We start from the raw sequence: 15,505 nt of genomic DNA on the forward strand, positions 1-15,505 counted from the left end.
CCGACGTGATCGACCTGCTGGAGCACGCGTACCCGCCGCGGTTGGCCGAGTCCTGGGACCGTGTCGGTCTGGTCGCGGGCGACCCGTCCGCACAGGTCGGGACGGTCGTGGTGGCCGTCGACGCCACCGACGCGGTGGTCGACCACGCGCTCGCCCTGGGTGCCGATCTGCTCCTGGTCCACCACCCGCCCCTGCTGCGGGGGGTGCACTCGATCGCCGCCGACACCCCCAAGGGCCGCCTGCTGCACCGTCTGGTCCTGGGCGGCTGCGCCCTGTACGCCGCCCACACCAACGCCGACTCCGCGCGGCCCGGCGTCAACGACGCGCTCGCCGAGACGCTGGGTCTGAGCCCCGGCAGGCCGCTCGTCCCGACCGGTGACGGCACCGTCGACAGATGGGTGGTGACGGTTCCCGACGACGACGTCGAGGACCTCCTCCACGCGGTCTTCGCCGCCGGGGCCGGTCGGATGAGCGGGTACACCGAGTGCTCGTTCTCCGTGCCGGGCACCGGTCGCTTCCGCCCCGGCGACGGTACGGACCCGACGATCGGCGTGATCGGCGAGCCGGAGCGGGTCTCCGAGACGCGGGTCGAGTTCGTGGCGCCACCCGAACTGAGATCCGAGGTCCGCCGGGCGGTCACGGCCGCGCACCCGTACGAGGTCCCCGCCATGGACGTGCTGATCAACCACGCGGGGCCCGGCCCGGGCCCCGAGGACACCGGTCTCGGTCGCGTCTGCGACCTGGCGGAGCCGGTGTCGCTCGCGGAGTTCACCGCTCTCGTGGGTGCCCGGCTGCCGCGGACACGGTGGGGGGTCCGTGCCGCCGGTGACCCGCACACGGAGATCAGGAGGGTCGCGCTGTGCGGGGGTTCGGGCGATTCCCTGCTGGGTGCGGCACGGGCCGCGGGGGCGGATGTGTACCTCACCGGCGACCTGCGTCACCACGTGGTCGACGAACACCTCAGGGAGGGCGGACCGGCCCTGGTGGACGCCGCGCACTGGGCGCTCGAGTTCCCGTGGTGTGCGCAGGCCGCGGCCCTGGTGGAGGAGGGGGTCGGGGTGGCGGCGACGGTGTGCGACCTGCGCACCGACCCGTGGACGGTGGCGTCGGGGGGAGAGGGCGACGGGCGGTAGTCTTGGCCCTCATGAAGGCCGATCCCACCGTCCAGCGTCGACTCGTCGACATCGCCGAGCTCGACCTGCGCCTGGGCTCCCTCGCGCACCGGCGGAGATCACTCCCGGAACAGGGTGTCCTGGACACGCTCGAGGCCGAGCGGCGTGCGGCCGTGGAGTCCGCGGCGCGGGCCCGGATCCACGTGGAGGATCTGGACCGGGCGATCGCCAAGCTGAGCTCGGATCTCGACGCCGTGCGCAGGCGCCGCGCGAACGACGCCGACCTGCTGGCGGCCGGGGGGTTGTCCGACCGGCAGTCCACCGAGCTCGAGTACGAGCTCGGGTCGCTCCACCGCCGCGAGGAGAATCTCGTGGCCGAGCTCTCCGAACTGACCGAGCGCCACGAGGCCGTGGTCGCCGACGTCCGCCACTCCGGGGCGATCATCACCGACCTCGACGCCCGGCTGGGCATGGCCACCACCGTCCGCGACACCGCCCTCGCCGAGCTCGAGGACTCCGTGACCGTCACGACCGCCGAACGGGCCCGCCAGGCCGAGGACCTGCCCCCCGATCTCCTCGACCTCTATTCCCGTAGTGCCGCGGAGGCGGGCGTGGGAGCGGCGATCCTCAACGGCGGCCGGTGCTCGGCGTGCGCGATGGATCTCGACCGCACTACGGTGTCCGCGTTCCGGACCGCTCCCGCCGACGAGGTCCTGACCTGCCCGGAGTGCGGCGTGATCGTGGTCCGCACGGACAACTCGTGAGCGGCGGTCCGGGCTGGACGGGGGCCGCCGGGAGGCCCACCCGGATCGTGCTCGCCCGCCACGGCCAGACCCCGCTCTCGGTGGACCGTCGCTATTCCGGCCAGGGCGACCCCGACCTCACCGACCTGGGGGTCGTGCAGGCCGAACGGACCGCCGACCGCCTGGCGCGCATCCCGGAGCTGTCCGCCGTGGTCTCGTCCCCCCTGCGCAGGTGTCTGGGCACGGCCGAGCGCGCCGCCGAGGCGGCGGGGGTCCCACTGGTGGTCGCGGACGACCTCATCGAGACCGACTTCGGGCAGTGGGAGGGCCTGACCTTCTCCGAGGCCGCCGAGCAGGACCCCGAACTGCACGCACGCTGGATGTCGGACACCGCCGTGCCTCCACCCGGGGGCGAGAGCTTCGCCGTGGTCCGCGCCCGGGTCGAGCGGGGCCTGCGCCGGATCGTCGAGGAGAGCCCGGGCGGCGTGGTGGCGGTGGTCAGCCACGTCACCCCCATCAAGATGGCGATCCGCGCCGCTCTGGATGCCGGCGACGAGCTTCTCTTCCGGCTCCACCTGGATCTGGCCTCGGTGTCGGACGTGCGCTTCTACCCGGACGGGCCGACGTCGGTGCACCTGGTGAACGACACCTCGCACCTGGACTAGACTCCCCAGGGCGAACGAGTCGGCCGGACGGCCGCGGGCGGGGGAACCGGCGCCATCAGGCGGCAGGGCCCCGGTCCGAGGAAAGTCCGGACTCCACAGAGCAGGGTGGTTGTTAACGGCAACCCGGGGTGACCCGCGGGATGAGTGCCACAGAAAACAGACCGCCGCGCTCGCGAGCGCGGTAAGGGTGAAACGGTGCGGTAAGAGCGCACCAGCGCCCCGGGTGACCGGGGCGGCTCGGTAAACCCCACCCGGAGCAAGGTCGAAGGCCGCACCGCCCGCGGTGCGGCTGCGCGGATGGAGTGCAGCGATGCACGGAAGGGCTGCTCGCCCGAGTCCGCGGGTGGACCGCTCGAGGTACCCGGTGACGGTGTGCCCAGATGGATGGTCGTCGCCCTCCGTACGCGGAGGGCACAGGATCCGGCTTACAGGCCGGCTCGTTCGCCCCGGCCCCTCCCCGCGGCCGTCCGCGAGACGCCTGGTCAGGGCTGATGATCGCCTGCGGCCGTGGAGGCCAGCGCGGATATCATTCCGACCATGCCCGCGCCCGCACGCCCGATGAAGCTCCCCGCGCGGTCGGCCGTGCTCAGTGCCCTTCTCGGTGCGCACCCCGCGGAGTCGACGGCGGCGGGCATCGTCGACGTGGCCGTGCGGCTCGGCTTCCAGGAATCGGCCGTGCGCGTCGCCCTGACCAGGATGGTCGCCTCGGGTGACCTCGAGCGGGACCGGGGGGTGTACCGACTCTCGCCCCGTCTCATCTCGAGGCAGGAGCGGCAGGGTGCGGCGATCTCGCCCTCCCTGAAGCACTGGGACCGTCAGTGGTCGATGCAGGTCGTCACGGTCCCGGCCGACGCGGCGACACGTCTGGCGACCCGATCCGAACTGACCGGGCTCCGGTACGCGGAGCTGCGCGAGGGGGTGTGGCTCCGGCCCGCCAACCTCGACGTCGTCCGCTCTGATGCATTGACGGCCAGGTCGGAGGAGTTCTCCTGTGTCCCCGCCGGCGACGTCGACGCCCTGACCTCACGCCTGTTCGACCCCGCGGGATGGGCGCGCGACGGAGCGGCCCTTCTCGCCACGGCCGAACGCGCCGACGAGATGTCCACTCGGTTCGAGGTGGCGGCCGCGACGGTCAGGCACATCCTGCACGACCCGCTCCTCCCCGCGGAGCTGCTGCCCGCCGACTGGCCCGGTGAGCGTCTCCGCGAGTCCTATCAGCGATTCCGTACCGATTTCGGCCGCTTCGCGAACGGCGTCCTGGGCGCGGGCACCTGACTGTGCGGGAGGTGGTCCGGTCCGGGCGGATCGATGACTATTACACTCTAGATCTGACCGCAGAAGTTATGTAATACTCCGTCCATGGTGACGCACACGGTGACAAACCAGGTCCCGCCCCTGGTGGGGTACGACGCTGCCGAGCAGCCGGTGATCCTGGAGGCGCTCTTCCGGGCCGGGGCGGGACACGCGGTGGACGAGCTGCACGAGGTCGGACGACTCGCCGGGTCCGCCGACGCCCTCGAGTGGGGCGACCGTGCGGAGGCCAACCCTCCGGTCCTCCGGACGCACGATCGGTACGGGAACCGGATCGACGAGGTCGACTACGATCCGGCCTACCACGAGCTGATGCGTCGCGCCGTCGGGTTCGGTCTGCACGGCGCCCCGTGGGTGGACCCCAGGCCCAACCCCCATCTGGTGCGCGCGGCCAAGTCGAGTGTGTGGGGGCAGACGGACGCGGGTCACGGGTGTCCGATCTCGATGACCTACGCGGTGGTGCCGGCCCTACGCCGCGCTCCCGACCTCGCCGCGATGTTCGAACCGCTGCTGACGAGCGCCCACTACGACCCGGTTCTGGCCCCGCCGGCCACCAAGCGGGGTCTGACGGCGGGGATGTCGATGACCGAGAAGCAGGGCGGGTCGGACGTCCGCGCCAACACCACCCACGCGACCCGGAACTCCGACGGGACGTACTCGATCACCGGGCACAAGTGGTTCACCTCCGCACCGATGTCCGATCTCTTCCTGGTCCTCGCGCAGGCACCGGGTGGGCTCACGTGTTTCTGCGTCCCGCGGGTCCTGCCCGACGGTTCGCGCAACCCCTTCCTGCTGCAGCGTCTCAAGGACAAGCTCGGCAACCGGTCGAATGCCAGCAGCGAGGTCGAGTACGACCAGACGACCGGCTGGATGGTCGGGGACGAGGGCCGGGGCGTCGCGACGATCATCGAGATGGTCAACATGACCCGACTCGACTGCACACTCGGTACCGCCACCGGAATGCGGGTCGGGGTCGCGAACGCCGTCCACCACGCGATGCATCGCCGGGCCTTCGGGGCGGCCCTCATCGACCAGCCGCTGATGCGCAACGTGCTGGCCGACCTCGCGGTGGAGGCCGAGGCGTCGACGACGGTCGCGCTCTGGCTCGCCGAACTCACCGACCTGGCCGACGCGGGAGACCGGGAGGCCGACGCCCTCCGACGGATCGGCCTCGCCGTCAGCAAGTACCACGTGTGCAAGCGCGGGCCGATCCACGCGGCGGAGGCCCTGGAGTGTCTGGGCGGCAACGGGTACGTGGAGGACTCCCGGATGCCGAGGCTCTACCGGGAGGCTCCACTGCTGTCGGTCTGGGAGGGCTCGGGCAACGTCGCGGCTCTGGACGTGCTGCGGGCCATGGCGAAGCAGCCCGACACGGTCGAGACATTCCTCGACACGGTCTCGTCCGTGCGCGGTGCGGACTCCCGACTGGACGGCGCCGTCGATCGCCTGGGCGGGACGTTGACCGCCGTCGCCGCCGGGCGGCCCGAGGAGGCGCAGTACGTCGCGCGCCGGGTGGTCGGGGACATGGCGATGATCCTGCAGGGCTACCTGCTGCTCCGCCACGGCCACCCGGCGGTCGCCGACGCATTCCTCGTCAGCAGGCTGGGGGCCGATCGCGGGGATGTCCTCGGCACGCTGCCGACCGGCGTGGACACCTCCGCGATTCTCGACCGCGTCACCCCGAAGGTCGGGTGAGGGCCGTGGAGAACGTCCCGGGCGTGACGGTCTCGATTCAGGGTCCGGTGACCGTGATCGGCATCGACCGACCTGACGTCCGCAACGCCGTCGACAGGCCCACCGCGCAGGCGCTCGCCGACGCGTTCCGGGCCTTCGACGCGGACCCCGGCTCCTCCGTGGCCGTGCTGCACGGCGAGAACGGGACCTTCTGCGCAGGTGCCGACATCAAGGCGATCGCGGGCGACGCGGGGAACCGGGTGGCCGCGGACGGGGACGGTCCCATGGGGCCGACGAGGCTCCGACTGGGCAAACCGGTCATCGCTGCCCTGTCGGGCCACGCGGTGGCCGGCGGCCTCGAACTCGCCCTGTGGGCCGATCTGCGGGTCGCGGAGGAGAGCGCGGTGCTGGGCGTCTTCTGCCGCCGCTGGGGAGTGCCGCTCATCGACGGCGGGACCGTCCGCCTGCCGCGACTGATCGGGACGAGCCGCGCGATGGACCTCGTGCTCACCGGCCGCCCGGTGAGTGCTGAAGAGGCCTTGGATATCGGTCTGGTGAACCGGGTGGTGGCCGACGGCACGGCGTTGACGGCAGCCATCGACCTGGCCACCGAGATCGCGCGGTTCCCGCAGGAGTGCATGCGACGGGACCGGCTGTCGCTGCTGGAACAGGAGGGCCTCGACGAGGAGGCGGCGATCAGGAACGAGTATGACCACGGCCTGATCTCGCTGCAGTCCGGCGCTGTCGCGGGCGCGGCGCGGTTCGCCGACGGAGCCGGGCGTCACGGCTCCTTCGGACCGGCACAGGCCACAGAGGAGACGGGCAGATGAACACCGATTACCGCACCCTGACCTACGAGGTGACCGGGGCGATCGCCCGGATCACCTTCGACCGCCCCGAGCACGGTAACGCCATCACGAGCGACACCCCGGTCGAACTCGCGTCCGCCGTCGAGCGCGCCGACCTCGACCCGGCGGTCCACGTGATCCTCCTGTCCGGGCGAGGGAAGGGGTTCTGTGGCGGCTACGACCTGTCGATCATCGCCGAGGGGATGGCCCGCGACGAAGGCGACCCCTCCGACCCATCCGACGCCTCCGGCGAGGCCGGCGGATCCGTGCTCGATCCGGGCGTCCAGGCCCGCAACCACGACCCGCGCGTCACGTGGGACCCGATGGTCGACTACGCGATGATGAGCAGGTTCAACCGCGGATTCTCCAGCCTCCTGCACGCGAACAAACCCACGGTGGCCAAGTTGCACGGATTCGCCGTGGCGGGCGGCACCGACATCGCGTTGTTCGCCGACCTGATCATTTGCGCCGACGACACCCGGATCGGGTACCCGCCCGCCCGGGTCTGGGGCATCCCGGCGTCCGGGATGTGGGCGCACCGGCTCGGCGACCAACGCGCCAAGCGCCTGCTGTTCACCGGCGACCTCATCACGGGGCGGCAGGCGCATGACTGGGGGCTCGCGATCGACGCACCTCCGCCGGAGGAACTGGACGACCGCACCGAGGACCTCGTCGGGCGGATCGCGCGGATGCCGGTCAACCAGCTCGTGATGGCCAAGCTGGCGCTGAACAGTGCCCTGCTGGCCCAGGGGGTGGCCAATTCAGGCATGATCAGCACCGTCTTCGACGGGATCGCACGCCACACCCCGGAGGGATACGCCTTCCAGGCGAGGGCTGCGGCCGACGGCTTCCGGGAGGCGGTCCGGCGGCGAGACGAGCCGTTCGGTGACTCCAAGCCCCATGCCGGGCCCGGGGACTCGGCGACGACACGCCCGTAACCGGGGAATCCCGGACCCCGCCGCGAGTAGTCTCGGGACACAGGAACGCCGAGCGAACCCGGGAGGTCCGTCGTGACGGAAGAGCAGTGGTATTACGACATCGCCCTGGGCAAGGCGGTCCAGGGGAAGGTGACCAACTGGGACAACCGCATGGGTCCCTACGCCACCCGCGGTGAGGCGGAGGCGGCGCTGGCCAAGGCGAAGTCCCGCAACGAGGCGTGGGACGCCGAGGACGAGAAGGACTGAGACCGGGAGCGCTGAGACCGGCCGGACTCAGCCCCGGGCGCCCCACCGGGAACCCCGTGGGGCGCCCGTCGTGGCCGGGCGGCACTGCTCGCCGCCGCCCTATTTCTTGGTGCGCTTCTTCTTCCGCCGTCGCGCCGCGCGCCGGGACTCCGACAGTTCGCGGTAGGCCGCGGTGACGGTGGCCGCGTCGTTCTCGAACCCGTCGAGCGCGCGCTCGGAGAATCCGCGTTCGTGCTCGTAGAGCACCCCGAATCCGAACGTCGACTCGCCCGCGGACTCCGCACGCCTCGCGATCCGCCGGATCCACCTCCGGGCGGTCACGCTGTCCTGGACGTCTCCGAGCACCGTGTGCAGTCGCTGGCAGGCGGTGCGTAGCGGGGCGACGGTCAGCCCGTCCGACTCCCGTAGGGCGCCGACGTTGCGCCGCAGGGCCTTGGCGCGCTTGCGGACGACGTGGGTCAGCTCCTCCCGCTGGGCCAGGGTCAACTCGAGCGACTCGAGGTCGCGTTCGGTGCGGGTGCGGGCCTTGGTGAACTTGGCGAACTGCCGGTCCACCCCACGCAGGATCATGTCCTCGGCCTCGCGCCTGCGCTTCTTCGAGGTCGGTCCCGGCACGGACCCGTCAGACGACCCGACGACCTCGGGCCCGGTGCCGGCGAGCTCGACGAGCAGGTGGAGCCGGTCGAGCAGGTCGAGGTACCGCTCGGAACCCAGTGCGGCCGTCACCCGCGCGCCGGCCCGCCGCTCCTCCGCCCCGAGCTCGACGCGGAGCCGCTGCCTGGTCAGCGTGCTCACCACGTCCTCCGGGTACCCGGCCGCCAGCTCCCCGAGCCGGTGGTCGACCACCTGGATGTCGCGCACCTTGCCCAGGACCGCGGCGAGCACCTTGAGCTCCTCGAGCACCGCGGCCAGGTCGATGTCCGTGTGTCCGGTCTCCGCCTCGAGCTCCTCGGCGAACGAGCTGATCGTGCTGCGGAGACCGCGGACCGCCACCCGCATCTGGTGGACCCCCACCATCGTCACGCGTCGGGCGGCCGGGTCGTGGTCGAGTACCCGGTGGAGGTCCTCGCGCAGGCCGTCCCTCACGGCGGAGACGCCCCTGTCCGGAGGGTCGGGGAGGGGGCCGATGGCGCGGGCGAGTTTGGACGACGACGACGAGGTCGTGGCCCCCGCCGAGGTGCACGCGGTGGCGACGGCGGCGAGATGGTCCCGAGCCCGGGGCTGCGACGGATCGACCAGTTCGACCTCCCACTCCCGCCAGTCCCCGGCGGCGCCTGCGGTTGCGCCCTCGGCGACGAGGGAATCCGTCGTGACGTGGTCGTCACAGAACTCCACGACGGCGGTCCCCTCGCCGTCGCGCAGGAGCACGACGTGCCTCCGGTTGTCCACGCGGGCCACGGGCGCGAGAGGTCTGCGGCGGACCAGTCCCGCCACCGCGGCGACGAACTCGTCGGGGACGTTGTCTCCGTGATCCAGCGGGAGCCGCAGCTCCACCCGTCCCGCCTCGGACGGGAGTTTGAGGTGCCACCCCGCGTCGTCACCGCCGGTGCGGCGTCTGAGCGTGACCTTGTGGCGGGTGAGGGAGAGGTCGGCGGTGTCGTAGTACGTGGCGGAGAGCTCGTGCACCACCGGGTCGTCCGCTAGCAGCGGGGCGAATGCGCTCGCGGCGGGGACCGGGGTGTCGGGCCCGACCTCGAACTTGCTCTCGATCTCCACCGTCTCGCTGATCGTCATGGACTGGTTGTATCAGGCCCGGGTGAACACGGCGTCCCCCTCGTCCCGACCGGCCCGCCACTCCTCGGACTTACTTGCGGGTAAGATCCCAGTGGTTCCGATCACATGCTCGTCGTTGGGAGAAGAAGTGGATCAGCCGACAACCGTCGACGTCCTCGTCGTGGGGGCCGGTTTCTCCGGTCTCGGGGCGGCCATCAGACTCGCCGAGGACGGAGTCGACGACGTGATCGTGGTCGAGCGGGGTTCCGACGTGGGCGGCACGTGGCGGGACAACTCCTACCCGGGGGCGGCGTGCGATGTGCCCTCCCACCTGTACTCCTACTCTTTCGCCCTCAACCCGGGGTGGTCGCGAGCGTTCTCCCCGCAGGGCGAGATCTACGACTACATCCGCCGCGTCACCCACGACACCGGCGTACGGGAGAAGATCAGGTTCGGCGTGGAGGTCACCGCCGCGCGCTTCGACGAGACCCGCGGTCGGTGGGCGGTGAGCACGACGGCAGGGGAGTACGACGCGAGGGTCCTGGTCCTGGGGGTCGGCGCGCTGTGCGAACCCCGGCTCCCGGAGATCGACGGGATCGACGACTTCGCCGGCCCCGTCTTCCACACGGCCCGCTGGGACCATTCGGTGCCCCTGGCCGGTCGACGCGTCGCGGTGATCGGTACCGGCGCCTCCGCCGTCCAGGTGGTGCCGTCCATCGCCCCGACCGTGGAGCATCTGGACGTCTATCAGCGCACCGCTCCCTGGGTTCTGCCCCGGATCGACCGGGAGTACCCGGGGTTCGAGAGGGCCCTCTACCGCAGGGTCCCCGGTCTCCAGCGCGCCGTCCGGGCGCTCCAGTACACCAGCCGCGAGTTCCAGGTGGTGGGACTGACCCGGACCCGTGCGGCCCTCGCCCCGATCAAGGCGATCGGGCGCGCGCACCTGGCCCTGTCGGTGCGCGACCCGGGTCTCCGGCGCAAGCTGACCCCGAACTTCGAGATCGGGTGCAAGCGCATCCTGCTGTCCAACACCTGGTACCGCGCGTTGACCCGGCGGAACGTCGACGTGGTGACCACTCCCATCAGCCGGGTGACCGAGGGCGGGATCGTCACCTCGGACGGCGCCGAGCACCCGGCGGACGTGCTGGTGGTGGCCACCGGGTTCCACGTCACGGACTCCCCGTTCTTCGAGCGCGTCCGGGACGCGGCAGGCCGGACCCTCGCGGACAAGTGGGCGAGCGAGGGGATGGAGGCGTACAAGGGCACCACGGTCGCGGGGTACCCCAACCTGTTCGTCCTGATGGGTCCCGCGACGGGTCTCGGTCACTCGTCGATGATCTACATGATCGAGTCCCAGCTGAACTACCTGGTGGACGCGATCCGCAGTATGCGCGACCGCGGTCTGCAGACGGTGGAGGTCCGCGAGGCGGTCCAGAACGCCTACAACCGCGAACTCCGCGAGAACACCGGGGAGACCGTCTGGGTGACCGGCTGCAAGAGCTGGTACCTGGACGCCAAGGGCAACGCCCCGGCCGTGTGGCCCGATTTCACCTTCTCCTACCGCAACCAGACGAGGGAGTTCGACCTGAGCGCCTACCGCCGGACCGCGATCGACGAACCCGCCGCGGTGCCGACCGGGCAGGGGGCACTCCGGTGAGCGCCCCGATCGGAAAGGCGATGGCGGCGCTGGGTGGGCTGACCGCCCGCCGTCCCCGCTGGCGGATGGACGGCAAGGTCGTCGTCATCACCGGTGCCGGTTCCGGCATCGGTCGCGAACTCGCACGTGAGGCGGCGCGCCGGGGAGCCCGGTTGGCGCTGAGCGACGTCGACGTCGACGGACTGGCCGAGACGGTGGGGCTGGTGGAGGCGGAGTCCTCGGTGGAGGTGCACTCCGATCGGCTCGACGTCACGGAGCAGGCCGCCGTCGCGGAGTACGCGGGCCGGGTGGTCGACCAGTTCGGCGTGGTCAACCTCGTCGTCAACAACGCCGGCATCGCGTTCACCGGGTCGGTCGAGCAATCCGGGTACAAGGACATCGCCCGGGTGATGGACGTGGACTACTGGGGGGTCGTCCACGGCACGAAGGAGTTCCTGCCGCATCTCATCGCCTCCGGGGACGGGCACATCGTCAACATCTCCAGCATCTTCGCGATCCTCTCGGTGCCCACCCAGAACGCCTACAACGCGGCCAAGGCCGCGGTGCAACAGTTCACCGAGTCCCTGCGGATGGAGATGCTCGCCGCCGGCCACCCGGTGGACGTCACCTGCGTCCATCCCGGGGGCATCAGGACCGCGGTCGCCAGGAGCGCCGGCGCGGCCGAGGGCCTGGACAGCGCGACCTTCGCCACGATCTTCGACGCCAAGTTCGCGCGCACGGAGGCGTCGACGGCCGCGCGGGTGATCCTCGACGGCGTCGAACGGCGCCGAGCGAGGGTGCTGGTGGGCCCGGACGCGTACGTGATCGACGCGCTCGTCCGGTTGTTCCCGTCCGGCTACCAGAAGGGCACGGTGGCCGTCTCCCGCCACTTCGGGGTGATCTGACCCGACCAGCCTCGCCGGGGTGGGAGGCGGGTTCAGGGTCGGAAGCGGTCGGTGGCCTCGAGCAGGTGATGTGTGGTGCCCGGTTCGGCCATCGCGTGCCCGGCGTCGGGGACGATGTGCAGCTCGGAGCCCGGCCAGGCCGCGTGCAGTTCCCACGCGCTCGTGACCGGGCAGACCACGTCGTAACGCCCGTGGACGATCACGGCGGGCAGGTGCGAGATCCTGTCCATGCGGTCCAGGATGGCGCGGCCGTCGAGGAACGCGTCGTTGACGAAGTATTGGTTCTCGATGCGGGCGAAGGCCAGGGCGAACCTGTCGGCCTCGTCGTCGTCCCCGGTCCCGGGACGGGGGAGCAGCGTGGACGTCGTGGTCTCCCACCTCGTCCACGCTCGCGCTGCCCCGATCTCGATCGCCGGATCACCGCAGTGCAGGAGGCGGTGGTAGGCGGCCACGTGGTCGAAGCCCGCCCGGTGGACCGCGTCGGCTCCCTCGGCGGCCACGAGCGGCGCGAGGTAGCCCTCCCACGCGTCGGGGAAGAGGTGGGCGGCGCCGCCCCGGTAGAACCAGTCGATCTCCGACGGCCGGCAGAGGAAGATCCCTCGCAGGACCAGGCCGCGGACGCGATCCGGGTGCTCCTGCGCGTAGGCCAGCGCGAGCGTCGTCCCCCACGAGCCGCCGAACACGAGCCAGCGCTCGATCCCCAGGGCCTCGCGCAGACGCTCGAGGTCGGCGGTGAGATGCCACGTGGTGTTGACGGAGAGGTCCGCGCCGTCGGCGACGTGCGGCGCACTCCGGCCGCAGCCGCGCTGATCCACCAGGATGATGCGGTAGGACGCGGGGTCGAACATCCGGCGGTGCTCCGGGGTGGTCCCGCCGCCGGGACCGCCGTGGACGAACAGCACGGGGGAACCGTCCGGGTCTCCCGAGCACTCCCAGTAGAGGTGCTGACCGTCGCCCACGTCGAGCGTGCCGGTCTCGTACGGCTCGATCCGCGGGTACGGGGTGCGGAGCGTGGTCTGCTGGCTCATCGAGGCTGACCGCGCCGTCAGAAGGAGTGGTCCGGGCCGGGGAACTCGCGCGAACGGACCTCGTCGCCGTACTCCCGGGCGGCGTCGCGCAGCGTCTCGGCGAGCCGGGCGTAGCGCTTGACGAACCTGGCCGTCCGTCCGGTGCCGTGGCCCGCCATGTCCTGCCACACCAACACCTGCGCGTCGCACCCGTTCCCGGCGCCGATGCCGACCGTGGCGATGTCCAGCTCCGCGGTGACCTCGCGGGCGAGGTCGGCGGGGACCATCTCCATGACGACGGAGAAGGCCCCGGCCTCCTGCACGGCGCGGGCGTCGGCCCGCAGCTCGTCGGCGGCGTCCCCGCGCCCCTGGACGCGGAAGCCCCCCAGGCCGTTGACCGACTGTGGGGTGAAGCCGATGTGGGCCATCACGGGGATCCCGGCGTCCACGATCGCCCGGATCTGTGGGGCCATCCGCACGCCGCCCTCGAGCTTGACGGCCTGGGCGCCGCCCTCCTTCATCATCCGCGTGGCGGCGGCCACGGCCTGCACCGGGGAGGCCTCGTAACTACCGAACACCAGATCGGCCACGACCAGTGCCTTCGGCGCCCCCCGGGTCACGGCCCGCACCAGCGGGATCATCTCGTCCTCGGTGACGGGGACCGTGGTGTCGTACCCGTAGACCACGTTGGCCGCCGAGTCCCCGACCAGGAGAACCGGGATCCCGGCCTCCTGGAACACGCGCGCGGAGACGAAGTCGTAGGCGGTGAGCATCGGCCAGGGTTCCCCCGCGGCCTTGAGTTCGGCCAGGTGGTGGATCCGGGTCACCCGCGTCAGACCCCGGGGTCCGGCGTCCGGGGTGCCGCCGGAACCGTAGACCGGGGTGTCGGGGTTGTCGCTCATGGCGGTGTGGCCTTCCTACGGTGACCTCGAGGCCGGCGGGATGGCCGGTCCCCGGGTGGACAGGGGGCGGTGACGGACGCGGCCGTCGCCGACGAGTGTGCCACGAGCCGGGCGACGTGGCTCGGCAGGCCATGGGGCGGGAGGCCCACGGGCGGGGGCCCAGGTGGGCGTGTCGGGGACCCGATGTCACACGCTCGTAACACGACAGGCACTAGGTTGGACGGCATGAACCGCCAGCAGGAGTACGTTCTGAGGACCTTGGAAGAGCGCGACATCCGGTTCGTCCGGCTCTGGTTCACCGACGTTCTCGGGACCTTGAAGTCAGTGGCCGTCGCCCCGGCAGAGCTCGAGGGGGCGTTCGGGGAGGGGATCGGCTTCGACGGCTCCGCCATCGAGGGGTTCTCGCGGGTGTCGGAGGCGGACACGGTCGCCAAGCCCGACCCCTCGACGTTCCAGGTCCTGCCGTGGGCCCACGCCGACGGTGGCCAGCACTCGGCGCGCATCTTCTGCGACGTCTTCAACCCCGACGGCAGCCCGAGCTGGGCCGATCCGCGCCACGTGCTGCGCCGCCAGCTCAACAAGGCCGCCGACCTCGGCTTCTCCTGCTACGTGCACCCGGAGATCGAGTTCTTCCTCTTCAAAGACCTCGACACCAACGGTGCCGAGCCGGTTCCGACGGACAACGGCGGGTACTTCGACCAGGCCGTGCACGACTCCGCCCCGCACTTCCGGCGTCACGCGATCGAGGCGCTGGAGGCGATGGGAATCTCGGTGGAGTTCTCCCACCACGAGGGGGCACCGGGGCAGCAGGAGATCGACCTGCGCTACGCCGACGCACTGAGCATGGCGGACAACATCATGACCTTCCGCTACATCGTCAAGGAGGTGGCCATGAACAACGGGGTGTGGGCGTCGTTCATGCCCAAGCCCCTCCGGGACCACCCGGGTTCGGCCATGCACACGCACATGAGCCTGTTCGAGGGCGACACCAACGCGTTCCACGACGCGGACGACGAGTACCAGATGTCCACCACGGCGAAGTCGTTCGTGGCGGGCATCCTGCGTCACGCGCCGGAGTTCTCGGCCGTCACCAACCAGTGGGTCAACTCCTACAAGCGGCTCATCGGCGGCGGCGAGGCCCCCACCGCCGCCACCTGGGGCCGCGCCAACCGCTCGGCGCTGGTGCGGGTCCCCATGTACACGCCCAACAAGGCCTCCTCGCGACGAATCGAGGTGCGGAGCCCGGACTCGGCGTGCAACCCGTACCTCGCGTACGCGGTGATGATCGCCGCCGGGATCAAGGGCGTCCAGGAGGGCTACGAGCTGCCGCCGGAGTCCGAGGACGACGTGTGGACCATGAGCCGGCGCGAGCGGCGTGCGATGGGCTACACGGACCTGCCGGGGAGCCTGGAGCAGGCCCTCGACGCCATGGAGGAGTCGGAGCTCGTCGCCGAGGCGCTCGGCGAGCACGTGTTCGAGTTCTTCCTGCGCAACAAGCGGCGTGAATGGCGGGAGTACCGCAACGAGGTGACCCCGTACGAGCTCCGCAACTACCTCGCGTTGTGACCGGACGGTCGAGGTGAGCATGGATTCGTCGCGGTCCAGGGTGCCCAGCCCGGGCAGGCTCGGACTGCTCGACCAGCGCGCCGGGGACTGGTTGGACTACCTGGGGTGGACCGACGAGGACGCGGTCCCGATGCTGTGGGCGCTCTCGCGCGCGCCCGACCCGGACCTCGCCCTGGGGGCGCTGGTCCGGCTCAGGGAGGCGCTGGCCGCCGAGGCGCAGGACGGCGGACCGACCACGG

General features: G+C 71.4%; 14 protein-coding genes, 1 other RNA gene and 1 pseudogene. 13 read left to right on the forward strand and 3 right to left on the reverse strand.

Annotated features, from left to right (window positions below):
* The 9 genes and pseudogenes from G6017_RS05725 to G6017_RS05765 form a co-directional block, all read left to right on the forward strand.
* Positions 1-1,133, forward strand: a 1,133-nt coding sequence (locus tag G6017_RS05725) for a Nif3-like dinuclear metal center hexameric protein (protein WP_182616367.1), incomplete at its 5' end; no start/stop codon positions are given.
* An 11-nt stretch (positions 1,134-1,144) separates the two neighbouring features.
* Complete coding sequence (locus G6017_RS05730; protein WP_182616368.1) at positions 1,145-1,876, forward strand: zinc ribbon domain-containing protein; 732 nt, start codon at positions 1,145-1,147, stop codon at positions 1,874-1,876.
* Between the two features lie 8 nt (positions 1,877-1,884).
* A pseudogene (locus G6017_RS05735) lies at positions 1,885-2,520 on the forward strand (histidine phosphatase family protein); the annotation flags it as partial.
* 15 nt (positions 2,521-2,535) lie between these two features.
* Positions 2,536-2,964: RNase P RNA component class A (rnpB, locus tag G6017_RS05740), an RNA gene on the forward strand.
* A 93-nt stretch (positions 2,965-3,057) separates the two neighbouring features.
* The gene (locus G6017_RS05745) at positions 3,058-3,795 is read left to right on the forward strand and encodes a PaaX family transcriptional regulator C-terminal domain-containing protein (protein ID WP_182616370.1); all 738 of its coding nucleotides are present in this window, start codon (positions 3,058-3,060) and stop codon (positions 3,793-3,795) included.
* A gap of 84 nt (positions 3,796-3,879) precedes the next feature.
* On the forward strand, positions 3,880-5,526 hold the full coding sequence (locus tag G6017_RS05750) for an acyl-CoA dehydrogenase family protein (protein ID WP_182616372.1): 1,647 nt from the start codon (positions 3,880-3,882) through the stop codon (positions 5,524-5,526).
* A gap of 23 nt (positions 5,527-5,549) precedes the next feature.
* Complete coding sequence (locus G6017_RS05755; protein ID WP_182616374.1) at positions 5,550-6,335, forward strand: crotonase/enoyl-CoA hydratase family protein; 786 nt, start codon at positions 5,550-5,552, stop codon at positions 6,333-6,335.
* Positions 6,332-7,291 carry a crotonase/enoyl-CoA hydratase family protein gene (locus G6017_RS05760; protein WP_182616376.1) on the forward strand — a complete coding sequence of 320 codons (960 nt, stop codon included), beginning with the start codon at positions 6,332-6,334 and terminating at the stop codon, positions 7,289-7,291. Before G6017_RS05755 ends, G6017_RS05760 begins: the two co-directional genes overlap by 4 nt.
* 72 nt (positions 7,292-7,363) lie before the next feature.
* The gene (locus G6017_RS05765; protein ID WP_182610482.1) at positions 7,364-7,537 is read left to right on the forward strand and encodes an SPOR domain-containing protein; all 174 of its coding nucleotides are present in this window, start codon (positions 7,364-7,366) and stop codon (positions 7,535-7,537) included.
* Between the two features lie 99 nt (positions 7,538-7,636).
* On the opposite strand, the gene G6017_RS05770 is transcribed toward G6017_RS05765, so the two are convergent.
* Complete coding sequence (locus tag G6017_RS05770) at positions 7,637-9,271, reverse strand: CYTH and CHAD domain-containing protein (RefSeq protein ID WP_182616378.1); 1,635 nt, start codon at positions 9,269-9,271, stop codon at positions 7,637-7,639.
* Positions 9,272-9,398: 127 nt separating this feature from the next.
* Here G6017_RS05770 and G6017_RS05775 point away from each other — a divergent pair, with 127 nt between their 5' ends.
* Together G6017_RS05775 and G6017_RS05780 are read left to right on the forward strand one after the other, a co-directional pair.
* Entirely contained in the window at positions 9,399-10,907 is a 1,509-nt protein-coding gene (locus G6017_RS05775) for an FAD-dependent oxidoreductase (protein ID WP_182616380.1), read from the forward strand.
* Positions 10,908-10,972: 65 nt separating this feature from the next.
* Complete coding sequence (locus G6017_RS05780; RefSeq protein ID WP_182616386.1) at positions 10,973-11,791, forward strand: SDR family NAD(P)-dependent oxidoreductase; 819 nt, start codon at positions 10,973-10,975, stop codon at positions 11,789-11,791.
* 32 nt (positions 11,792-11,823) lie between these two features.
* Here G6017_RS05780 and pip read toward each other — a convergent pair whose 3' ends face one another.
* Both pip and panB read right to left on the reverse strand, forming a co-directional pair.
* Positions 11,824-12,819, reverse strand: coding sequence for a prolyl aminopeptidase (gene pip / locus G6017_RS05785; protein ID WP_182616382.1), 996 nt, complete (start codon positions 12,817-12,819; stop codon positions 11,824-11,826).
* A 17-nt stretch (positions 12,820-12,836) separates the two neighbouring features.
* A complete protein-coding gene (panB, locus tag G6017_RS05790) occupies positions 12,837-13,700 on the reverse strand; it encodes a 3-methyl-2-oxobutanoate hydroxymethyltransferase (RefSeq protein WP_182610486.1) in 864 nt (287 codons plus the stop codon).
* 225 nt (positions 13,701-13,925) lie between these two features.
* Here panB and glnA point away from each other — a divergent pair, with 225 nt between their 5' ends.
* Both glnA and G6017_RS05800 read left to right on the forward strand, forming a co-directional pair.
* Positions 13,926-15,266, forward strand: coding sequence for a type I glutamate--ammonia ligase (gene glnA, locus G6017_RS05795; protein WP_179525009.1), 1,341 nt, complete (start codon positions 13,926-13,928; stop codon positions 15,264-15,266).
* Between the two features lie 19 nt (positions 15,267-15,285).
* Positions 15,286-15,505 (forward strand): hypothetical protein (locus G6017_RS05800; RefSeq protein ID WP_194307758.1); only part of this gene is annotated, 220 nt, incomplete at its 3' end.

Source organism: Dietzia sp. B44, from assembly GCF_014145245.1.
Taxonomy (GTDB): Bacteria; Actinomycetota; Actinomycetes; order Mycobacteriales; family Mycobacteriaceae; genus Dietzia; species Dietzia natronolimnaea.